The organism is Paractinoplanes aksuensis, from assembly GCF_024137025.1.
Taxonomy (GTDB): Bacteria; Actinomycetota; Actinomycetes; order Mycobacteriales; family Micromonosporaceae; genus Actinoplanes; species Actinoplanes aksuensis.
The window spans coordinates 175,096-195,294 of the sequence record NZ_JAMYJR010000027.1; the positions used below are offsets into that span (position 1 = coordinate 175,096).

The 20,199-nt window shown below is 71.5% G+C and carries 22 protein-coding genes; 17 read left to right on the top strand and 5 right to left on the bottom strand.

The annotated features are described in order from the left end of the window. The first annotated feature begins 12 nt into the window (after positions 1-12). The gene (locus tag M1L60_RS24530) at positions 13-720 is read left to right on the top strand and encodes a hypothetical protein (RefSeq protein ID WP_253239846.1); all 708 of its coding nucleotides are present in this window, start codon (positions 13-15) and stop codon (positions 718-720) included. A gap of 6 nt (positions 721-726) precedes the next feature. Here M1L60_RS24530 and M1L60_RS24535 read toward each other — a convergent pair whose 3' ends face one another. Continuing rightward, positions 727-999: a hypothetical protein gene (locus M1L60_RS24535; RefSeq protein ID WP_253239847.1), complete on the bottom strand. Its 273-nt coding sequence runs from the start codon at positions 997-999 to the stop codon at positions 727-729. A 164-nt stretch (positions 1,000-1,163) separates the two neighbouring features. Between M1L60_RS24535 and M1L60_RS24540 the strand changes: the two genes are divergently transcribed. The 4 genes from M1L60_RS24540 to M1L60_RS24555 are packed head-to-tail and all read left to right on the top strand — an operon-like array spanning position 1,164 to position 4,743. Beyond that, positions 1,164-1,988: a DUF4397 domain-containing protein gene (locus M1L60_RS24540; protein WP_253239848.1), complete on the top strand. Its 825-nt coding sequence runs from the start codon at positions 1,164-1,166 to the stop codon at positions 1,986-1,988. Beyond that, positions 1,985-2,629 (top strand): class F sortase, encoded by a 645-nt coding sequence (locus M1L60_RS24545; RefSeq protein ID WP_253239849.1) that lies wholly within the window; start codon positions 1,985-1,987, stop codon positions 2,627-2,629. Before M1L60_RS24540 ends, M1L60_RS24545 begins: the two co-directional genes overlap by 4 nt. Then, positions 2,629-3,090: a DUF427 domain-containing protein gene (locus M1L60_RS24550; RefSeq protein ID WP_253239850.1), complete on the top strand. Its 462-nt coding sequence runs from the start codon at positions 2,629-2,631 to the stop codon at positions 3,088-3,090. The genes M1L60_RS24545 and M1L60_RS24550 overlap by 1 nt, the downstream gene beginning before the upstream one ends. A gap of 36 nt (positions 3,091-3,126) precedes the next feature. Continuing rightward, positions 3,127-4,743, top strand: a complete 1,617-nt coding sequence (locus M1L60_RS24555) for a phospholipase D-like domain-containing protein (protein ID WP_253239851.1) — start codon at positions 3,127-3,129, stop codon at positions 4,741-4,743. A gap of 9 nt (positions 4,744-4,752) precedes the next feature. Here M1L60_RS24555 and M1L60_RS24560 read toward each other — a convergent pair whose 3' ends face one another. Then, positions 4,753-5,433, bottom strand: coding sequence for a DUF6308 family protein (locus tag M1L60_RS24560; protein ID WP_253239852.1), 681 nt, complete (start codon positions 5,431-5,433; stop codon positions 4,753-4,755). Between the two features lie 96 nt (positions 5,434-5,529). On the opposite strand from M1L60_RS24560, the gene M1L60_RS24565 reads away from it, so the two are divergent. The 3 genes from M1L60_RS24565 to M1L60_RS24575 are packed head-to-tail and all read left to right on the top strand — an operon-like array spanning position 5,530 to position 6,882. After that, a complete protein-coding gene (locus M1L60_RS24565) occupies positions 5,530-5,859 on the top strand; it encodes an ArsR/SmtB family transcription factor (protein WP_253239853.1) in 330 nt (109 codons plus the stop codon). Further along, on the top strand, positions 5,856-6,323 hold the full coding sequence (locus M1L60_RS24570) for an SRPBCC family protein (RefSeq protein WP_253239854.1): 468 nt from the start codon (positions 5,856-5,858) through the stop codon (positions 6,321-6,323). Before M1L60_RS24565 ends, M1L60_RS24570 begins: the two co-directional genes overlap by 4 nt. Further along, positions 6,310-6,882: a TIGR03086 family metal-binding protein gene (locus M1L60_RS24575; protein ID WP_253239855.1), complete on the top strand. Its 573-nt coding sequence runs from the start codon at positions 6,310-6,312 to the stop codon at positions 6,880-6,882. The genes M1L60_RS24570 and M1L60_RS24575 overlap by 14 nt, the downstream gene beginning before the upstream one ends. Here the strand turns inward: M1L60_RS24575 and M1L60_RS24580 are convergent. After that, the gene (locus M1L60_RS24580) at positions 6,851-8,869 is read right to left on the bottom strand and encodes a M6 family metalloprotease domain-containing protein (RefSeq protein WP_253239856.1); all 2,019 of its coding nucleotides are present in this window, start codon (positions 8,867-8,869) and stop codon (positions 6,851-6,853) included. The genes M1L60_RS24575 and M1L60_RS24580 overlap by 32 nt on opposite strands. Positions 8,870-8,970: 101 nt before the next feature. Here M1L60_RS24580 and M1L60_RS24585 point away from each other — a divergent pair, with 101 nt between their 5' ends. From M1L60_RS24585 to M1L60_RS24615, 7 genes are read left to right on the top strand one after another with little or no spacing between them, the layout of a single operon-like run. Further along, positions 8,971-9,960, top strand: coding sequence for an aldo/keto reductase (locus M1L60_RS24585; RefSeq protein WP_253239857.1), 990 nt, complete (start codon positions 8,971-8,973; stop codon positions 9,958-9,960). A gap of 12 nt (positions 9,961-9,972) precedes the next feature. After that, complete coding sequence (locus tag M1L60_RS24590; protein WP_253239858.1) at positions 9,973-10,818, top strand: helix-turn-helix transcriptional regulator; 846 nt, start codon at positions 9,973-9,975, stop codon at positions 10,816-10,818. Between the two features lie 28 nt (positions 10,819-10,846). Further along, complete coding sequence (locus M1L60_RS24595; RefSeq protein WP_253239859.1) at positions 10,847-11,515, top strand: LppX_LprAFG lipoprotein; 669 nt, start codon at positions 10,847-10,849, stop codon at positions 11,513-11,515. Next, entirely contained in the window at positions 11,505-13,043 is a 1,539-nt protein-coding gene (locus M1L60_RS24600) for an MFS transporter (protein WP_253239860.1), read from the top strand. Before M1L60_RS24595 ends, M1L60_RS24600 begins: the two co-directional genes overlap by 11 nt. Positions 13,044-13,078: 35 nt before the next feature. Further along, positions 13,079-13,903 (top strand): CPBP family intramembrane glutamic endopeptidase, encoded by an 825-nt coding sequence (locus M1L60_RS24605; protein WP_253239861.1) that lies wholly within the window; start codon positions 13,079-13,081, stop codon positions 13,901-13,903. Then, positions 13,900-14,967 carry a sensor histidine kinase gene (locus M1L60_RS24610; RefSeq protein ID WP_253239862.1) on the top strand — a complete coding sequence of 356 codons (1,068 nt, stop codon included), beginning with the start codon at positions 13,900-13,902 and terminating at the stop codon, positions 14,965-14,967. The genes M1L60_RS24605 and M1L60_RS24610 overlap by 4 nt, the downstream gene beginning before the upstream one ends. After that, on the top strand, positions 14,964-15,614 hold the full coding sequence (locus M1L60_RS24615) for a response regulator (protein WP_253239863.1): 651 nt from the start codon (positions 14,964-14,966) through the stop codon (positions 15,612-15,614). The genes M1L60_RS24610 and M1L60_RS24615 overlap by 4 nt, the downstream gene beginning before the upstream one ends. On the opposite strand, the gene M1L60_RS24620 is transcribed toward M1L60_RS24615, so the two are convergent. Continuing rightward, positions 15,611-18,172, bottom strand: a complete 2,562-nt coding sequence (locus tag M1L60_RS24620; RefSeq protein WP_253239864.1) for an ATP-binding protein — start codon at positions 18,170-18,172, stop codon at positions 15,611-15,613. The two genes, M1L60_RS24615 and M1L60_RS24620, sit on opposite strands and share 4 nt — an antisense overlap. A 184-nt stretch (positions 18,173-18,356) precedes the next feature. Here M1L60_RS24620 and M1L60_RS24625 point away from each other — a divergent pair, with 184 nt between their 5' ends. Both M1L60_RS24625 and M1L60_RS24630 read left to right on the top strand, forming a co-directional pair. Continuing rightward, positions 18,357-18,767: a hypothetical protein gene (locus M1L60_RS24625; protein ID WP_253239865.1), complete on the top strand. Its 411-nt coding sequence runs from the start codon at positions 18,357-18,359 to the stop codon at positions 18,765-18,767. Positions 18,768-18,781: 14 nt separating this feature from the next. Then, positions 18,782-19,273: a hypothetical protein gene (locus M1L60_RS24630; RefSeq protein WP_253239866.1), complete on the top strand. Its 492-nt coding sequence runs from the start codon at positions 18,782-18,784 to the stop codon at positions 19,271-19,273. Between the two features lie 347 nt (positions 19,274-19,620). Here the strand turns inward: M1L60_RS24630 and M1L60_RS24635 are convergent, their stop codons facing one another. Next, a complete protein-coding gene (locus M1L60_RS24635) occupies positions 19,621-20,001 on the bottom strand; it encodes a hypothetical protein (protein ID WP_253239867.1) in 381 nt (126 codons plus the stop codon). Between the last annotated feature and the right edge of the window lie 198 nt (positions 20,002-20,199).

Consider the following 20,199-nt stretch of genomic DNA (forward strand, 5'->3'; position numbering starts at 1 on the left):
CATGCTGAGCCCGTGACGTCGGAGGATCGGACCCAGGCCGTACGGGGTCGGCGGGGTGAGGCCAGGCTGCCGTCGGCCCTGGTCGTGGTGGCCGCGATCGCGCTCTACGCCCTGCTGCCGGAGCAACTGATCATCGGGCCCCGCCTGGTCATCCCGGCCCTGGAGGCGCTGCTGCTGGCCGCGTTGATCGTCGTGAACCCGCGCCGGATGACCCGGACCAACCGGTGGGAGCGGGTGGCCGCGCTGACCCTGGTCGGGCTGATCGCCACCGCCAACACGGTCGCGCTGGTGCTGCTGCTGCGGCAGCTGGTCACCACTGACAGTTCGCGGGCGGTCGAGCTGCTGGTCGCGGCCGGGCAGGTGTGGCTGACCAACGTGATCGTGTTCGGGCTGGCGTTCTGGGAGCTCGACCGCGGCGGGCCGGTCGCCCGCACCCACCTGCCGCGGCGGCGGATGCGGCGCGCCGACTTCCGGTTCCCGCAGGACGAGGACCACGACACGGTGGACGAGGTCCAGGCCGGGTCGAGCAAGGTCAGTGACTGGGTGCCGGCGATCGTCGACTACCTGTACGTGTCGCTCACCAACTCGTCGGCGTTCAGCCCCACCGACACCATGCCCCTGTCGACCCGGGCCAAGATCCTGATGGGCGCCGAGTCCACCTCGGCCCTGGTGATCTCCGTGGTGGTGATCGCCAAGGGGGTCGGCAGCCTCGGCCCGTGACGGTGACTAGCGGTGCTCGTCGACGATGGCGGTGGCCACGGCGTGCAGCTGGGCGCCGTCGGGGGTGAAGCCGGCGGCGATGTCGGGGTGCAGGCCGTCCTTGGTCTCCTCGAGCAGTTCCTGCGCGACCTCGTCGACACTCTCCCCCTGGTAGTTGTCGTCGACGGAGTGTGTGGCCTGCTGCAACGCGGAGGTGAGCTGCTGCTCGAGCGGCTTCTGCAGCTTCCGCTCGACGGGGCCGAGAGAGTCGGCATCCAGGGTCACACGCGGGTTGATCATTTTCGGCTCCGGATGGCTCATCGAAATGGGCGGGCCGTACATGCCCACAATCACCGGCGCGCAATCACCTTTCTCGAACGAGGGACAGCCAACCGCATCCAAACGGTACGGCCGGAGCGAAGGACAGGGCGTACGCATTCACACTGACTCGTTCGGGAGATGAGATGCATTCTCTGTCCGTTCGCCGGGCGGCCGTGCTCGGCACGGTGGCCCTGCTCGGTTTCGCCGGCGCCGCGGCGCTGGGTTCGACCCCGGCCTACGCCAAGGCGAACTCACAGGTCTCGGTCGTGCACGGCATTCCCGGGCAGCCGGTCGACGTCTATGTCAACGGCAAGAAGACGGTGCCCGACTTCCAGCCGGGCAAGGTCGCCGGCCCGCTGAGCCTGCCCGCCGGCGAGTACGACATCGCGCTGACCAAGCCGGGCGAGGCGATCGGCAGCGCCCTGCTCAAGGTCGACAACGCCGAGGTGCCGGGCGACGCCAACATCAGCCTGGTCGCCCATCTCAACGCCGAGGGCCGGCCCGCGCTGACCCCATTCGTCAACGACACCTCGAGGGTCGGCGCGGGCAAGGCCCGGCTGATCGTGCGGCACGCCGCGGCGGCGCCCGCCGTGGACATCCGGGCCGGCGGCGAGCCCGTCTTCGAGGGCGTGACGAACGGCAAGGAGGGCAAGGCCGACGTCGACGCCGGCACCGTCTCGGCCGACGTCGTGCTGGCCGGGAGCGACACCCGGGTGCTCGGCCCGGCCGACCTCGACCTCAAGGAGGGCACGGCGACCGTCGTCTACGCGATCGGCTCGGCCGAGGACAAGACCCTCGACATCGTGTCGCAGACCATCGACGGCCTGCACTCGGCGCCGGGCGGCGTGCCCAGCGGTGACGGCGGCCGCGCCGACGGCAACTCGACCCTGCCCTGGTACGGCGCCGGGGCGGTCGGCATCCTGCTCGCCCTGCTCGGCCTCACGCGGCTGGCGACCGGACGTCGATGATCATCCGGCGCGGCGCCCTGTCCCTGGTGGCGCTCGGCGTGGCGCTGGCCGTGGCCGCCGGCATCGGGGCCTGCCGGTCCCAGCCGGCGGCCGACTTCGGCGCCCCGGTGGCGACTACGCCGCCGGCCACCGTGAAAAAACCCACGATCAGGGACGGGGCGCTGCCGAAGGCCGGGCCGGTCGACGCACCGGCCCGGCTGCGGATCCCCGCCCTGGATCTCGACGCGACCGTGGACGCGGTCGGCATCGATGCCAAGACCGGCGACTTCGCCGTCCCGCCCAGCGTCGACCGGGTCGGCTGGTACCGGTACGGGCCGGGCTTCGCCGCCGACGCCGGCTCGATCGTCGTCGCCGGGCACGTGGACAGCGCGGCCGAGGGCAAGGGCGCGTTCTTCCGGCTGGGCGGCCTGAAAGCGGGCGACGCGGTCACGCTGACCGGCCCGGACGGGCGGGAGCGCAAGTTCGAGGTCGTCGCCCGCGAGCGCTACCGCAAGACGGCCGTCCCGCTCGACCGGTACTTCGCCCGGGACGGCGCGGCCCGGCTCACCCTGATCACCTGCGGCGGGCCGTTCGACGCGGCGACCCGCCACTACCGTGACAATGTCGTGGTGACTGCCGCTGCCGTCGAGGAGGCCCGCTGATGGAGTCGGTCTGGGACTACCCGCGCCCGCCCCGCCTGGAGAAGGCCGGGGCCCGGGTGACGATCACCCACGCCGGGCGGGTGATCGTCGACAGCGACCAGTGCTGGCGGGTGCTGGAGACCTCGCACCCGCCGGTCTACTACGTTCCCCGCGGCGAGATCGCCGACGGGGTGCTGGCGGCCGCGCCGGGCAGCTCGTACTGCGAGTTCAAGGGCATGGCGACCTACTGGGACCTCACCGTGGGTGAGGTCCGGGTGCCGCGGGCCGGGTGGTCCTACGAACGCCCGACCCCCGGCTACGAGAGCCTGACCGGGGCCGTCGCGTTCTATCCGAGCCGGGTCGACGAGTGCCGGGTCGCCGGGGAGGTGGTCCAGCCGCAGGAGGGCGACTTCTACGGCGGCTGGATCACCAGCGGCATCACCGGCCCGTTCAAGGGCGGGCCGGGAACGATGGGTTGGTGAGGTGACGCGGCCGCCGGTTTCCGGTGTAATCACCGCATGCCGCACGCGTCCTTGACTGAACTGATCGGCCGGTACCTGCCGCCGGCCACCGAGGCGTGCCCCACGTTCGCCGAGAACTCCCGGTTCGAGCCGATCATCGACGGGGTCACCTACTTCACCGAGCTGGCCGAGCACATGGCCGCGCTCGGGCCCGGCGACGCCGTCTACATCGCCGGCTATCAGGCCGATCCGCAGCTCGACCTCACCGGGCGCGTCCCGGGCGAGGCCGGTTACCGCCCGTTCACCGACGTGCTGGCCGAGAAGGCCGCGGGCGGCGCCGACGTCCGGATCGTGCTCAGCGCGGCCGAGTTCTCGCGCGGCAACCCGTGGCTGCCGGTCGGGCCGTTCCGGGCCAACACGCTGGCCGCCCGCGTCATCCGGGCCTGGAAGCCGTCGACCCACGACGTGGCAGCGCCGCCCCTGGAGGACCGCGTGCTGCTCGACTGGTCCGGGCACCTCCTGGGCTCGAACCACCAGAAGCTGGTGGTCTTCTGCCACGACGGCGTCCTCACCGCGTACGTCGGTGGTCTGGACCTCTCCCCCAGCCGTTTCGACCATTCGCCGCACCATCGCCTCAAGCTCGGCGCCCACCGCTGGGGCTGGCACGACGCGGCCGCCCGGCTGCACGGCCCGGCCGCCGCCCGGGTCCGCGAGACGTTCCAGTTCCGCTGGCAGAACACCGCCGCCCTGCCCCCGCGCTACATCGCCAAGAACCTGCCGCCCGAGTACTTCCACCTGCCCAGCGGCGGCATGGCCGTGCTCAACCCGGTCGACCCGCCGCGCGAACTGCCCCCGGTGCCGGAACAGCCCGATCACCCGGCCGAGGGGTCCGCGGTGCAGGTGGTGCGCTCGTACCGGCCGTGGAGCCTGTACCGGCACCGCGGGCTGCGCCGCCTGCGCCGCAAGAACGTCGTGCGGGCCGGCATCCAGGAGATCTACCACTCGATGATCACCGCCATCGACGCCGCCGAACGCTACATCTACCTCGAGGACCAGTATTTCCACGAGGCCCCCGGCGGCGACCCGCGCTTCCAGCTGTACGGCCGGTTGCGCTCGGCCGCCCGCCGCGGCGTCAAAATCATCCTGATCGGGTCCGGCCGCAAGGACCCGGCCGACGGCGGCGACAGCACGGTCCACCCGGTGATCACGCACGACCTGCGCTGGCGGGTGCTGGCCCCGCTGCCGGTGGCGGCCCGCCGCAACGTGGTCATGTACCGCATCGACAACCTGACCGTGCACACCAAGCTGATGCTGGTCGACGACGTCTTCGCCAGCATCGGCTCGGCCAACTTCTTCAGCCGCTCCATGGTCGGCACCGACAGCGAGATCACCTCCACCTTCGTGACGACCGGTTCCCTCGTACGCGACCTGAGGGTCAAACTGTGGGCCGAGCACCTGCGCACACCCGTCAGCGACCAGCTCACCCCGGCCTTGGCCGACCTCGACACAGCCTTGGGCATCTGGCGCCGCGAATGGCTACCACCAGGCCACTCACCGGAGACGTGGCGCCGCCCCGGCCTGCCCACCGGCTTCGCCCCGGCCGAATGGGCCCTCACCCCGGCCCGCTACTCGTCCGCCGTATGGCGCCGCGAAGCGCGAGGGCATTCCACCTGACCGGCTCCATCACGAAGGCGTCAGCGCCACAGTTCCCCACGCCGGGCAAGTCTTGGTTCTGGAGCACCGCGGCGACAGCGCTCGGTGCTGCATCCACAACACCACGTCCAGCGCCCGCAGGATGCTCGTCTGCTCGACCACTTCGGCTGCGGCTCGGACGTCGGCCAGAGCCGCACGAAGCGCCCCGCCATCGGCGGCGAGACGCTTCTGAAACTTCGGCCAGACCGGCGGCTGCGGATAACCGAACAGGCAGTACACCCACGAGTCATAGACGGGCAACAACGTCGGCCGCTTTCTGGCCATGATCTTCCCGGCGATGACGTAGTCGATACCGGCCAGGTCGTCGAGCACCTGCCACGCCTTGGCGGCATCGCTCTCAGGCTGCACCAGCGCCTCCGCCCCGGGTGTCCCCATCTCCACATCGACGGGGATGCGGGCCAGGATTTCGCCGAAGCCGGCGCTGGTCTGCCCTTCGAGCAACTCGTAGCAGGCCGCGGGCGGCACCTTCACGTCCAGCATCTGCACGGCGATCAGATCGTCGGCGGTGATCCGGTTCCGGACATCGGGACGGTCACCGCCGCCGGCCAGTGTTTCGAACCAGCGGCCGGTGAAGGCGCTGAAGTAGGCCCCTAGGTAGCGTTCGCCGTCATTTCGAACTAGATCCAGCAGATCAAGCGAGGGTCCAGGCATCTCGGCAGCGTAGGGGTCCTGAACGGGCGAAGCTTGACCCGGGTCAGGTCGACGGATAGCTTGACTTTCAACCGATGAGTTGAAAGAAGGTCCAGCATGCCGGTCGACACCCTGTCTCGGGCGTTCGCCGCGCTCGCTGATCCGACGCGGCGGGACATCGTGGCTCGGCTGTCGGGCGGGGATGCCACGGTCAATCAGCTGGCGGAGCCGTACGCCATGAGTCTTCAGGCTGTTTACAAGCATCTGCGGGTGCTGGAGGAGGCGGGTGTGGTGAGCCGGCCGCCGGGGCCGCAGCCGCGGTCGGTGCAGCTCGAGGCCGGGTCGCTCGACCTGATGGACGGGTGGATCGAGCGGTACCGGCGCCGGGCCGAGGAGCGTTATCAGCGCCTCGACCAGGTTCTGGCGACATCGGACGACGAGTCGTGACGCACGTCGAGGCCGACGCCGAACTGCCGATCATCTGGATCACCCGGGAGTTCCAGGCCGCGCCGGGGCGGCTACTGCGGGCCCACACCGACCCGGACCTGTTCGCGCGGTGGATCGGGCCGGACAGCTTGCAGACCCGCATCGAGCATTGGGACGCCCGCACCGGCGGAAGTTTCCGCTACGTCTCGATCCGGGGCGGCGAGGAGTACGCCTTCTACGGCAGCTTTCACCAGATCCGGCCCGACCGCCTGGTGCAGACCTTCACTTACGAGGGCGACCCCGAGGCGGTGGCCCTGAACACGCTGTGGTTCGACGACCTCGGCGACGGGCGCACCCGGCTGCGCACGCGGTCGCTGGTGGACAGCTTCGAGACGCGCGACGGCTGGCTGCGCAGCGGCATGGAGATCGGGCTCCGCGACGGATACGACAAACTCGAGAGGATGCTGAGCGATGAAGCTGGCTGAACTGAGCGCCGCCGACCGGCACCGCGCGATCGCCGGGGTGTTCACCGAGCGGGTGGTGGCGGCCAAGTCGTGGGACGCGCCGGCCCCGGTGGCCGGCTGGGCCGCCCGCGACGTGGTGCGCCACCTCGTGGAGTGGTTCCCCGCGTTCCTGGCCGGCGGGTCGGGCATCGAGCTGCCGCGTGGGCCGGGCGTGGAAGACGACCCGGTCGCCGCCTGGCAGACGCACGCCGACGGGGTGCAGGCGGTGCTGGACGACCCGGCCACGGCCGGGCGCACCTTCTCGAACCCGCACACCGGGGACCTGCCGCTCGATCAGGCGATCGACCAGTTCTACACCTCCGACGTCTTCATGCACACCTGGGACCTGGCCCGGGCCACCGGGCAGGACGACCGGCTCGACGCCGGCTACGCCGAGCTGCTCGTGACCGGCATGGAACCGATGGAGGAGCTGATCCGCTCGTCCGGACAGTACGGTCCTCGCGTGCCCGTGCCGGCCGACGCCGACGGTCAGACCCGGCTGCTGGGCTTCATCGGCCGGGACCCGAACTGGACCCCTTGACCGAGCACGACGTCGTCGCCCGGGCGGCCGGGCTGCTCTCGGAGGTGACGGTCACCGGCGTACGGCGGGCGTCCTTGAGCCAGACCTCGACAGTGGACGTGCGTCCGGCCGGAACGGCGATCACCGTACGAGGTAGCGACGCGTTCGGCGCCGCGACGCGGAACACGTCGGTGGCCCGGCCGGTGTTACGGACGGGAATCGAGCAGCGGGCCCATCCGGAGTTGTCACGGCGGGCCGTGGCCGGCCACGCCTTCACACCCCGGGTGGCCGGCCCGGCCCCGTCCAGGGAACGGACGGCCACCTCGTACGAAAGCACGCCTTTGCGGTTTCGCGAGCGATCGAGGACGTAGAAGTGCAGGCGGTTGGCCGCGTCGACGTGCTCGAACTGGCTGCCCGAGCCCGTGCCGGCGTGGAACAGGGCGTCCGAGAGCTGCCGGTAGTCGCCGATGGTCATCTTCTGCGGCGTGCCGTCCGGCGCCACGAAGTCGACCTTGTCGATGTCCTGCGGGTTGGCGTCGATCGTCCAGATGAACGGGGCGGCGTCGGCGTTCTTGGTCTTGGCCAGCAGCACCCCGGAGTCGGGCGTGAACGAGTCGAAGCCTATCCGGTCCACCACTTCCAGCGTGTAGTTGTCGTACCCGCCGCCGTCACAGAACGGATCGGTGGTGGCGTCACAGGCCGGTGAGCGGTCGCCGCCGTCGAGGGTCACGTTGATGCCGCCCGAGGCGACCGCCCGGGCCGTCACCCGGGTCACCACGACCCCCGAGGTGGCCAGCGCGTCCCGGGAGAGCCGCACCACCTGGTCCTCGTCGGCGATGCCGAGCTTCATCTTGTTGCGCAGCATGTGCTGGGCGCCCATCGACGAGCCGGCCGTGCCCGGGATCAGCCACCGGCTGTGCGGGCCGCCGGGGCCGTTGAAGGTGCCGCGGCTGAGCATTTCCCAGGGCCCGCTGTAATCGCGGCGGGCCGGGATCCCGTACGGATTGTTGTAGTTGTCGCCGACGCCGAGAATGTGGCTGAACTCGTGCGCGTACGTCGACATGCCCGAGCTCTCGGCCTGCAGCGAACTGCCCTGGGTCGCATTGGGCCAGATGTTGGCCGAGGCCTGCCACGACGTCCATTCGACGTAGCGGGTGGCGTTCCAGTTCGGCAGCGCGTCGTCGGGCGGCCCGAAGTCGTCGGTCACGTCCTCTTTCGTGGCGAACTTCATCGACCCGAACTCCTGCCACGTGGCCGATTCGTCCTGCCCGGCGGAAAGGAAGAAGACGAAGTCGTACTTCGCAGCCTCGTTCTCGCCGACGGCCGCGATCCAGGCCGCGCGGGCGTCGGTGCGCAGGTTGCGGTTGCACTGGTCGCCGGCCGGGCAACCCTGGCCGCGCTGCATCTGGGCCTCGATGCCGTACTCGTGGCTCTCGGACGGCATCTGATAGACGCCGAACGAACTGAGCTCGATCCCGAAGCGCCCGTTCGAATCCTCCATCCAGTATTCGTGAATGGTGTGGCCGCGGTTGAGTTTCCCGGGCTTGTTCAGGAAATCCCGGTAGAACTGCGGCACTTCGGCCCGATCGAGATTCTGGACGCCGGACGGGTTCCCATAGATGGTCGAGTTCGCGGGCTGCGTCACGACGAACGGCTGATTCGGATAATCGACGAGCACCAGCGCGCCGTTGAACGTGCGTTCCGACCCGCGTACGGCCGGATCGGCCCAGTCGGTGCCGGGTACCGCCCGGTAGTCGTCCCAGGTCATCGTGTCCGGCAGTTCATAGCGCTGCGGGTCGACCGGCCGGGGCCCGCCACCCCGGCCGGTCAGCGCGACGGCCTCGTCGACCTGCCAGGGCTGCGTCTGCGGCCAGTGCCGCATCCGCCAGGGCGTGTCGGGATCGACGTCGCCGGGCGGCGCCGCCGAGGCCGGTGAACCGGCGAGAGCGCCGGCCACGGCCAGCATCACGACTGACGTTGCCGAGACCAGGCGCCGCACGCTCGTCATGCCGCCATCCTGGCAAAGTAATCGACTCATATCAATGCGTGACGGCAGGGAGGTTCTGCCAGAACCTCCCTGGTCGCCCGATGCGGAAATACGGTGGGACCATGGCTACGACAAACTTGCCGACCCGCACCCTCGGCACCGACCTGGTCGTCTCCGCGCTCGGCTTCGGCGCGATGGGGATGAGTCAGAGCTACGGCCCCGGGCCCGACCGCGCCGCCAACATCGAACTGCTGCGCACGGCGGTCGAGCGGGGCGTCACCTTCTTCGACACGGCCGAGGTGTACGGGCCGTACGTGAACGAGGAACTGGTCGGCGAAGCCCTCGAACCGGTGCGGGACGACGTCGTCATCGCCACCAAGTTCGGCTTCAACATCGGCGGCGAAGGTGTCAACAGCCGGCCCGAGCAAATCCGCGCCGTGGCCGACGCCTCGCTACGGCGGCTGCGGACCGACCGGATCGACCTGTTCTACCAGCACCGCGTCGACCCCGACGTGCCGATCGAGGACGTGGCGGGCGCGGTCCGGGAGCTCATCACCGAAGGCAAGGTCAAGCACTTCGGGATGTCCGAGGCCGCGGCTGCGACCGTCCGGCGGGCCCACGCCGTACAGCCGGTGACCGCCCTGCAGAACGAGTACTCGCTGTGGTGGCGCCGGCCCGAGGACGAGATCCGGCCGATGTGCGAGGAGCTCGGCATCGGCCTGGTCCCCTACAGCCCGCTCGGCAAGGGCTTCCTCACCGGTACGATCGACGCGGGCACGACGTTCACGCCGGGTGACATCCGCGGCACCATCCCCCGCTTCGACGCCGACGCCCGCCAGGCCAACCAGGCCCTGGTCGACCTGCTGGCCGTGGTCGCGGCCCGCCACGACGCCACCGTGGCCCAGATCGCGCTGGCCTGGCTGCTCGCGCAGAAGCCGTGGATCGTCCCCATCCCCGGCACCCGCCGCCTGGACCGCCTCGACGAGAACCTCGGCGCTGCCGCCGTCGACCTCACCACCGACGACCGGCACGAGCTCGACACGGCCGCCGCGAGGATCGACGTGCGCGGCGACCGCTACCCCGAGCACCTCGAACGCCTGACCAACCGCTGACCGGAGGACGCCATGGACCACCGCGGCGAGATCCGCGACTTCCTCACCACCCGGCGCGCCCGCATCACCCCCGAGCAGGCCGGGCTGCCGGCCTACGGCACCACCCGGCGGGTGCCCGGGCTGCGCCGGGAGGAGGCCGCGATGCTCGCCGGGGTGAGCGTCGACTACTACACCCGGCTCGAGCGCGGGAACCTCTCGGGCGTCTCCGAGAGCGTGCTCGAAGCCCTGGCCCGCGCCTTCCGTCTCGACGACGCCGAACGCGAGCACCTCTACGACCTGGCCGCCAAGAGTCCGCGTCCGGCCCGGCGCCGCACCACCCCGGCCGTCCGCCCGGCCGTGCAGCACCTGCTGGACGCCATGACGGGCGCGCCCGCGTACGTCCGCAACGGCCGCCTCGACATCCTGGCCGTGAACCCGCTGGGCCGGGCCGTCTTCGCCCCCGTGTTCGAGGGCCGGCCCAATCTGGCCCGGTTCATCTATCTCGACCCGGCCGCTCAGGACTTCTACCGTGACTGGGACCAGCTGGCCGAAGACGTGGTCGCCCTGCTGCGGGGCGAGGCCGGCCGAAACCCGTACGACCGGGCCCTGACCGACCTGATCGGCGAGCTGTCCACTCGCAGCGAGCGGTTCCGCACGGGGTGGGCCGCCCACAACGTGCGGCTGCACCGGGCCGGCGTCAAACGCCTGCACCACCCGCTGGTCGGCGACCTCACCCTGTCCTACGAGTCGATGGAGCTGACCGCCGACCAGAACCTGCGCCTCAACGCCTACAGCGCCGAGCCCGGCTCCCCCGACGCACAGGCCCTGGCCCTGATCGCCAGCTGGGCCGCGACTCAGGTGGAGCGCAGCGGGGCCTGAATTTGCGTGCCCGTCTAGCATTCGCCGTATGTTGCGACTTCGCGCTGCCCTCGTGCTCTCCGCTGCCGTGTTCTCGCTGGTCGCTTGTAGTGCCGACAAGGCGGAAAGTGTCACCCTGCCGGCCGGGGACGCGCTGGTCAAAGAGTCGGCCACGGCGATGCGCGAGATCAAGACCGCGCAGTTCCTGATCACCGCCGAGGGTGAGGTGGCCGGGCTCAGCCTGCGCCGGGCCGAGGGCACGCTGACCAAGGAGGGCAGTGCCAAGGGCACGGCCCAGGTCGAGCAGTCCGGCACCCCGGTCGAGCTGGAGTTCGTGATCGTCGGCGACAAGATCTATCTGAAGGGGCCGACCGGCGGGTTCCAGGCGCTGCCGCTGACGCTGGCCGCCACCGTGTACGACCCGTCGGCCATCCTCGACCCCGAGCGCGGCATCGCCAAGGTGCTGGCTTCGGCCACCGGCGCCACCACCGAGGCGTCGGAGCCGGTCGACGGCAAGGACGCCTGGCGCGTCGCCGCCACCACGACCGGCGAGGACCTGGCCGGCCTCATCCCCGGCATGACCAACAGCATCCCGGCCAAGCTGTGGATCGCCGCCGCCGACAAGCGGCTCCTCAAGGCCACGTTCACGCTGTCCGGCGGCACGGTCACGGTGACCTTCACGGGCTTCGACGCGCCGGTGACGATCAGTGCGCCCTAGCACCACGGACGCCGCGCCGGCGCTGACCCGCCGGCGCTTGGCGATCGGCGTCGGGGGCGCGACCGTGCTGCTCGCGGCCCTCGACGCGTACGTCGTGGTGACGGTTCTGACCGACATCCTGCGTGACCTGCACATCCCGCTCAACCGGCTGGAACGGGCCACGCCGATCGTCACCGGCTTCCTGCTCGGCTACGTGGCCGGCATGCCGCTGCTGGGTTCGCTGTCGGACCGGCTCGGCCGCCGCGCGGTCATCGTGGCCTGCCTGGCCGGTTTTGCCGCGGGGTCGGCCGTCACCGCCGCCTCCGGCGATTCGATCCACTGGCTGGTGGCCGGGCGGGTGCTGCAAGGGCTGGCCGGTGGCGCGCTGCTGCCGGTGACGATGGCCCTGGCCGGCGATTTGTGGACCGAGCAGCGGCGGCGCGCGGTCGCCCTGGGCGGGGTCGGCGCGGCACAGGAACTGGGCAGCGTGCTCGGCCCGATCTACGGCGGCGCGGTGGCGGCCCTGATCGGCTGGCGCGGCATCTTCTGGATCAACATCCCGCTGGCCGTGCTGGCCGCCGTGGCCGTGCTGGTGGCGCTGCCGCGGGACACCACCGCCCGGGAGCACCGGCCGCGGGTCGACGTGCTCGGCGGCGTCCTGCTCGCGGCCGGGCTGGGTCTGCTCGTCGTCGGGCTGTACAACCCGGATCCGGAACGGGCGGTGCTGCCGTCGTGGGGCCCGGCCACATTGGGGGCGGCGGTGGTCGTACTCGTGCTTTTCGGCCTGTGGGAACGACGGGCCCGGACCAAGTTGTTCGATCCGGCCGGCGTACAGATGACGCCGTTCCTGGCCGCCCTCGGCGCGAGCTTCTGCACCGGCGCCGCCCTGATGGTGACGCTCGTCGACGTGCAACTGGTCGCGCAGACGCTGCTCGGCCGGGACGCGTTCGGCGGCACGCTGCTGCTCACCCGCTTCCTGATCGCGCTGCCGGTCGGCGCCGTGCTCGGCGGTCTCGTGCCGGCCCGCCTGGGCGAGCGCTGGGTCACCCTGATCGGCCTGCTCACGGCCGCTTGCGGGTACGTGTTGATCGCGCACTGGCCGGCCGGTGTCCCCGCCGCCCGCTACGCCGGGTTCCTGCCCCGCCTCGACACCGACCTCGCCCTGGCCGGTCTGGGCCTGGGCCTGGTCATCGCCCCGCTCTCGGCCGTCGTGCTGCGGGTGACTCCCCCGGACCGGCACGGCGTGGCCTCGGCCGCCGCGGTCGTGGCCCGGATGGTCGGCATGCTGGTCGGCGTGGCCGCGCTCACCGCGTGGGGCCTGCACCGCTTCCAGGAGCTGACCGCGACCCTCGACACCCCGCTGCCGTTCGGCGTCGAACCGGCCGAGTATCAGGCCCGGTTCGAGGTCTACGAGCGAGCCGTTCAGGACGCCCTGCGTACCGAATATCAAGAGATCTTCCTGGCCACGGCCGGGCTGTGCGTGATCGGCGCCCTGCTGGGCCTCCTGTGTAGCTCGCGCGAGCTACCCGGGATGTCCGCTCGACGGTGACGACGGGAACCGTCTTCCTCAATACGTTCTGCGGCATGCGTTTCGGGATTCAGTTCGTCGTGGTGGTCGGGGTCGCGTTTCTGGCGGGCCGGGCGACCCTCGCGGCTCAGGACAATGTCTGGCTGTCGTTGGTGGTGGGCCTGGTGGCCTCGGTGGTCGCGCTGGCCGCCTACCACTGGGTGGTCCGGTGGACCGAGAAACGGCCGGTGACCGAGGCCGAGCCCGGTGCGGCGGCGTCCGGCCTGGTCCGGGGAACGCTGCTCGGCCTGGCGGTCTTCGCGGCCGTCATCGGCAACATCGCGGTCAACGGCGGCTACCGGGTGCACGGGCTCAGCGACGACCCGCTGGCCGCGGTCGGTCTGATCGGCTTCATGGCCGGGGCGGTCGTCACCGAGGAGCTCATGTACCGCGGCGTGCTGTTCCGCCACGTCGAGAAGTTCACCGGCACCTGGCCGGCGCTGCTGCTGTCGGCCGTCGTTTTCGGCGCCGTGCACCTGCTCAATGAGAACGCCACGCTGTGGGGCGCGCTCTGCGTGGCGATCGCCGGCGGTGGCATGCTGACGTCGGCGTTCATCGCCACCCGCAGCCTGTGGCTGCCGATCGGGCTGCACTTCGGCTGGAACTTCGCGCAGGCAGCGATCTTCAGCACCGAGGTGTCGGGCAACGGTCTCAAGCAGGGGCTGCTGGACGCCGAGTCGACCGGCAACACGTGGATCAGCGGCGGCTCGTTCGGGCCCGAGGCCAGCCTGTCCACGCTGATCGCGGGCGTGATCGTCACGACGGTCTTCCTGATCCTCGCCCGCCGCCGGGGGCACATCGTGCCGCTGCGCCGCCGTGAGCCCTCTACGCTCGTCGCGTGATCCGCTCCTCGAGGCTCGTGGTCCGCGATCTGCCGCTGGCCGTGCTGCTGACCGCCGCGGCCCTGGTCCCGGACTGGCACCGGCACGGCACCCGGCTCAGCGACCTGGTGCCGGAACGCCCGTTCGACCTGCTCGGCGTGCTGGTCGTCACGATCGAGTGCCTTCCATTAGCCGTACGGCGTAAATGGCCTGCCCTCAGCCTGGCCCTGGTGTCCTGTGGTTTCGCGTTCGACCAGTTCCTCGGCTTCCACACGATCGGCGGCACCGCGCTGGCGATCGCGCTGATCAGCGCGGGGGCACATCAACGGTCGTGCCGGAAAGCGGTCATGGTCGCGGCCACCGTCGGTTACGTCGTCTTCGCCGTGGTGCTCAACCGGATCGGGCCGGCCGGGTTCACCGACTTCGTGCTGTTCTACCTGGTGCTGGCGGCGATGTGGGGTGTCGGTTCCTGGCTGCGGCAGCACCGGGTGGCCGAGCAGGAACGGGCCCGCGCCGCCGAGCGCAGCCGGATCGCCCGCGAGCTGCACGACGTCGTGACCCACCACGTGACCGCGATGGTCGTGCAGGCCGAGGCCGCGCGCTATCTGACCGCGGCCCCCGAGCGGCTGGACCAGACGCTGAGCGCGGTCAGCGACACCGGCCGCCAGGCCATCAGCGAGCTGCGGCACCTGCTCGACCTGCTGCATCCGGGTCACGGCGGCGAGTTGCGGGCGCTGATCACGCAGACCCGCCGGGCCGGGCAGCCGGTCGAGCTGATCGAGGAGGGCCCGCCGGCGCCGAACCCGACCGTCTATCGGGTGGCGCAGGAGGCCCTGACCAACGCTTTGAAGTACGACCACGGCGCGCCGACGACGGTGGCCGTGCGCTACGGCGAGTCGGGGGTGGATGTGCGGATCAGCACGGACGGATCGGGGTCGGCCACGGCGGCGCCGGGTGGCGGCGGGCGCGGCCTGACCGGGCTGCGCGAGCGGGTCGGCACGCTAGGCGGGGACTTCAGCGCCGGTCCCCAGCCGCGGGGCGGTTTCGTGGTCACGGCCCGCATCCCGGCCGGGGCGGCGACGTGATCCGGGTGCTGGTCTGCGACGACCAGGCGCTGATCCGCACCGGCTTCGCCACCATCATCGACGCCCAGCCCGACCTCGAGGTGGTCGGCGAGTGCGGCGACGGCCTGGCCGCCGTCGACCAGGCGGCCCGGCTGCGCCCCGACGTGGTCGTCATGGACGTGCGCATGCCCGGCATCGACGGCATCGAGGCCACCCGCCGGCTGGCCGGGGCCGGCGTCGACCACCCGGTCAAGGTGCTGGTCGTGACCACCTTCAACGTCGACGAGTACGTGTACCAGGCGCTGCGGGCGGGGGCCAGCGGCTTCCTGCTCAAGGACGCGCCACCGGCCCAGCTGCTGCACGGCATCCGCACCGTGGCCGGGGGCGCGGCCCTGCTCGCGCCCGAGGTCACCCGCCAACTGGTCGGCCGCTACGCGACCCGGATCCGCCCGGCCGCCGGCGTGCCGGACGACGTGCCGCTGACCGCGCGCGAACTGGAGGTGCTGCGCCTGCTGGCCGGCGGCCGGTCCAACTCCGAGATCGCGGCCGCCCTGGTCATCAGCCACGAGACCGTCAAGACGTACGTCTCCCGCATCCTGACCAAACTGGAACTGCGCGACCGCGTCCAGGCCGTCGTCTACGCGTACCGCCGCGGCCTGGTTCTTTAGAGCGGGCCGATCGGTGCGGCGGCGGCCGAGGCCAGCTTGGACCAGACGCTCGCCGCCTGGGGATGTTCCGTCGCGCTGAGCGTGTCGTAGGCCCGCTGCCAGGCCGACCGGGCGGTCGCGGAGTCACCGGCCGCGGCCGCGACGTCGCCCAGGCTGTCCAGCGCGCCCGCCTCGTGGATCAGCTCGCCCTGCATCTGGTGCAGTTCCACGGCTCGTCGGCAGCAGGCCACGGCCTGGGAGTGCTCCCCGAGGCGGCTGTAGGCCCGCCCGAGGCTGTCCAGGGCCAGCGCCTCGGCGCGCTGGTCGCCCAGTTGCTGATGCTGCTCCACGGCCCGGCGGCACAGCTCGGCGGCCTCCCGGTGCCGGCCGAGCTGGATCAGGCTCCACCCGGCGTAGTTGAGGGCCGACGCCGACCCGCGCTGGTGCCCGGCCGCGTCGAACAGGGTCAGCGCGCGCTGGGCGTGGTCGAACGCGATCTCGGGGTCGCCGTGATCGCTGTGCACCGCGCACGCCTGCAGGCAAGTCTGGGCCTCGCCGGCCAGATCACCGGCCCGGCGATAAAGGGCTAGCGCCTTGTCCAGGGCGGTCAGCGCCTCCTGCGGGCGCCCGGTGACGGTGCTCGCGTGAGCCAGGCCGCGCACCGCCATGGCCTGCGCAGCCGGCTCGCCCAGGCGCTCGGCCGCGTCGCGGGCGAGGTGCCAGGTGCGGCTCCACTCCGGCCAGTTCCCGCGCTGCCGCAGGTACGAATTGAGCGCCCACACCAGCTGGAACGCGTGGGCGTCGAAACCGGCCGCGGCCGCGCGCCGGACGGCGGTGAGCAGGGTCCGGCGCTCGATGTCGAGCCAGGCGCCGGCCTCGTCGCGGTCCGTGAACGAGCCGGATTCGGCCACGAGCGGCGTCATCGGCATCGGATCGCGCCTCGGGCGGAGCAGGCGATCGGCGGCCAGCGCCGTACTCAGGTAGTGATCCAGCAGTCGACGGTGGGCGGCCCAGGCCTCGCCGTCGCCGTCCGGCCCGGCGTTGGCGTCCGGCCGGGCGTTGGCGTCCGGCCGGGCGTTGGCGTCCGGCCGGGCGTTGGCGTCCGGCCGGGCGTTGGCGTCCGGCGCGGCGTTGGCGTCCCGGGCTCTTTCGCCGGCGGTCCCGGTCTCGTCGGCCCGGTCGGCGAGCAGGTCCCGGCTGTAGGCCCGCAGCAGGTCGTGCAGCAGGAAGCGGTTCGGGGCCGGCGATTCGACCAGGCTCGCGTCGACCAGTTCGGACAGTGCGCGCCGGGCGGCCGGGCGGCTCACCCCGGCCAGCGCGGCCGCCGCGGAGTCGGAGAGGTCCGGATCGGCGCCGACGGCCAGCAACCGGAACATCCGGGCGGCCGGTTCCCCCAGGGCCGCGTACGACCACGAGAACACCGTACGCACGTCGGTCGCCGCGTCCCCGGCGCTGAGCGGGTCGAGGACCCGTTCGTCGTCGGCCAGGGCGTCGGCCAGCGCGGACAGGGGGTGGCCGGTCTGCCGGGCCCGGGCCGCGACCACGCTCAGGGCCAAGGGCAGGCCGGAACAGAGCCGTACGACCTGATCGACCGCCCCCACGTCGTCGCCGGGCAGGCGGGAGTTCAGCATCGCCCGCCCGTCGGCGGCGCTCAGTGGGGCCAGCGCGAGCGGCTCGGCGCCGTCGGTCGCGGTGAGCCCGGCCAGCCGGTGACGGCTCGTGATCACCGTACGAACGCTCGGCGCCCCCGGCAGCAACGGGCGCACCTGCTCGGCGTCGCGCGCGTTGTCCAGCACCACCAGCAGCCGCCGACCGGCGACCAGGCTGCGATAACGGGCGACCAGCGCGTCGAGCCCGTCCGGCAGGGCGGCCGGGGCGACCCCGAGCGCGTCGAGCAGCAGGCGCAGGGCTTCGTCGGGCGGCATCGGCTCGCCGCCCGAGAAGCCGCGCAGGTTCACATAGAGCCGGCCGGCGCCGAAACGCTCGGCCTGCCGGTGCGCCCAGTGCACGACCAGCGACGTCTTGCCGACCCCGGCCGGGCCCGAGATCGTCACCACCGGCGCCTCGGTCTCGAGCAGGCCGAGCTCCCGGGCGCGGCCGACGAAGCCGCGGATGTCGGCCGGCAGCTGTTGCGGGCTGCTCCTCACCGGCTCGTGCCCACGCCCGCTTCCCCGCTCGTGCCCGCGCTTGCTCTCCCGCTCGTGCCCACGCCCGCTTCCCCGGTCGTGCCCACGCGTGGTCTCCCGCTCGTGCCCGCGCTTGCTTTCCGGCTCGTGCTCGCGCTTGCCTTCCGGCTCGTGCCCACGCTTGTTTTGCCGCTCGTACTCGTAGGCCGAGTCCCACCAGCCGCGCCAGCGCGACAAGTCACGCTGACCGCAAGCCTGGACGTACGCCTCGGTGACCGCCCACGCGGGCAGCCGGGCGCCGCTCTCGGCGGTCGAGAGGGTGCTGCGGCCGTACCCGGCGAGGGTCGCGAGCTGCCGCACCGTGAGCCCGGCGGCCTCGCGCGCGTCCCGCAGTCGCTGCGCGAACCGGGTGACCGGATCACTTCCGGTCAGGCGCTGCTGCGATCGGGGCACGGCGTCGATTGTCCCCCGTTGTCCATAGATGTCGAGCACTGGGTCCGCGCCGGCGCAGGTCGGTGCGGGTCGTTGTCCGGCGTTGTCCGGCGCCTGTCCCGACGCCTAGGAGGCCCGCCACCAGCGGCTTTAGCGTCTGAAGGCGGCGGGCGCCGAGCCCGCACGACCACGAAGGACGTGACGCATGATCAAAAGCCTCCTCCGGCCCGTGCTGGGCCTGGCCGCCCTGAGCGCCGTGCTGCTCGGCGCGGCCGGCCCCGCCGCCGCGGCCCCGTCGATCCGGAACTACCCGACCAAGATCGCGCAGGACGCGGTCGCCCGCTACGGCTCGGCCCACATCCAGTGGATCTCGGGCACGACGTGGGACATCGCGGTCGCCGACGAGCGGTACGACGGCCGGACCGTCTGCGTCCGGATCCAGCCGTCCGAGGCCGCCGCCATCGACTACTGCGACAACAACGGCTCGGCCAACGGGATCGCCCAGCACTACCGCATCTCGTACCCCTGGTACCAGGCCAAGGTCTGCGTGGGCGCGGGCGGCAACTGGGAGGCGTGGTGCGCCTCGTACATCACCCGCAGCATCTACGACATCTGAGCGGAGGTATCGACATGATGAAGCGCATCGCTGCCCTGATCGGCCTGGCCCTGGTGCTGCTCGTGGGCAACGCCGTGCCCGCGCAGGCTGCGGACTCGCACCTCATCCTGCACAAGTGCCAGGTGATCGCTACGGTCGGCTCGTACCAGGCGGTGCACTGCGCCAACCTGTGGCAGTTCGACAGCGACGTCTCCTGGGGCGAGAACGAGATCTTCTGCCAGACCACGAGCGGGACGCCCGTGCGGTGTCTCGGCGTCAAGGAGATCCCCGGCGTCTGCCACACCGTGAACGGCTGCAAGTACGGCGTCCAAGGCACCTGCGGAACCGCCCTCGGACACTCAGCCTGCCCAGTGCCCCGGGTCGTCAACGACAGCCCGTTCGCCGGCGGCGGCTGCGGCAACGTCCGCGGCCGATCCATCGACACCGTCGTGGTCCTGCCCAACGGCACCCGCGTCGGCGGCGTAGGCACCAGCATCGAGACAGCCTGGTCCCGCCAGGCCTGCTGACCACCCACCACCCGGGCTCGAAGACGGCCGCACGGTCGTCTTCGAGCCCGTCACTGCCAGCGCCCCGTCGCTGCAAGCACGCCCTCGTTGCTGCCGCGCCCTCGTTGCTGCCGTGCCCGTCACTGCTGGCGCGCCCTCACTGCGGCGCGCTCACTGCTAGCACGCCATCGCAGCAAGCACGCCATCGCAGCAAACGCGCCATCGCAGCTAGCGCGCCATCGTTGCAAGCACGCCGTCGCTGCTAGCGCAACGTCACTGCAATTCGTCCACATTGGCCGATCATGGCCCTCGAACCTGCCCGCGACGTCGTCCAGCAACAACCGCGGGTAGGGCACCTATGACACCTGTCAACGCTCGACGTTCTCAGGAATGGTCACGGTGTTCTTCTCGGCGAGAGCGCCGTTGACGAAACAGAAACGGTACAGCTCCGGGCCGGCGTCCGGGATCGGTTTGATCGTGTGGTAGTTGCAGGACGCGCCGGCCGGTACGCCGTACTTGGCCGGCTCGTTCCGGTAGAGGTCCTTCTCGTTGATGTCGGTGAGCGGCGGGGGCAGCGCGGCCCGCACATCGGCCTCGGCGGCCCCCTTCTTCTGCGCGTCGAACTGCTCCCGGGTGACCCCCGAAGCGACGATTTCCTTCCCCAAGTCGACCAGCTGCCAGACGACGACTCCGAGTCCGCCGCACAGCACGAATCCGATGACCGCGGTGATGACGAGGCCCTTCCGCATGGCATTTCCTCCGTTGTCGAACCGATGGGGATGCCAAGAATTTTCGTGAATTCCGCGGCCCGAGTCGTCAGGGCTTCGGCAGATCCGAGCCTGTTCCGCCGTACGACGAAAGTTGAACCCCGGATCACGCCGGCGGCCGATGAGCCGCAGGCTCCGGGCCAGCCCCGCCGGGACCATCACGGGCGGGGCGCGCGGCGC